The sequence below is a fragment of the Paracoccus salipaludis genome, assembly GCF_002287065.1.
In the GTDB taxonomy this organism is placed as follows: domain Bacteria; phylum Pseudomonadota; class Alphaproteobacteria; order Rhodobacterales; family Rhodobacteraceae; genus Paracoccus; species Paracoccus salipaludis.
In genome coordinates this window covers 1-519 of record NZ_NSJZ01000173.1, presented here as the reverse complement: position 1 = coordinate 519, position 519 = coordinate 1, and the positions used below count along the sequence as shown (strand labels likewise).

The window sequence follows — 519 nt, the reverse complement described above, 5'->3', positions numbered from 1 at the left end:
TCCGAGAGGCTATTGAGGATAAAGGAATAAAGGTCTGCATCCCAGGCAGGTCGTCCCGCAAGAAGACTGTGAAATACGACAAGCGGCGTTACAAGCGGCGCAACCGCATTGAGATCATGTTCGGTCGGCTGAAGGATCGGAGACGCGTCGCCACTCGATACGACCGATGCCCAGAAACCTTCTTCTCCGCAATCGCCCTCGCAGCCACCGTCCTGTTTTGGCTCTGAAGATCAATGGGTCTGGAGCCTAGTGCACGTGGTATCCGCATAGGCTAGAGTCAGGACTCGTTAAGTTTCATAGCCAGAACATGATGGTTGCGGCGAGTGCGACGGCGGAGAGGAAGACCTTCGGGCATCTGTCGCAACACGTGGCGACGCGTCTCCAATCCTTCAGCCGACCGAACATGATCTCGATCCTGTTGCGGCGTTTGTAGCGGCGCGTGTCATATTTTACGGGCCGACCACGAGACTTTCGCCCCGGGATGCAGGGAGTGATCCCTTTGTCTTTCAGCGCATTTCT

2 protein-coding genes are annotated in these 519 nt (G+C 56.1%); one reads left to right on the top strand and one right to left on the bottom strand.

Annotated features, from left to right (window positions below; translation table 11 throughout):
* Positions 1 to 227, top strand: a 227-nt coding sequence (locus tag CK240_RS18050) for a transposase (protein ID WP_167650090.1), incomplete at its 5' end; no start/stop codon positions are given.
* A 67-nt stretch (positions 228 to 294) separates the two neighbouring features.
* Here CK240_RS18050 and CK240_RS18045 read toward each other — a convergent pair.
* Positions 295 to 519 (bottom strand): transposase (locus CK240_RS18045; protein ID WP_167650099.1); only part of this gene is annotated, 225 nt, incomplete at its 5' end.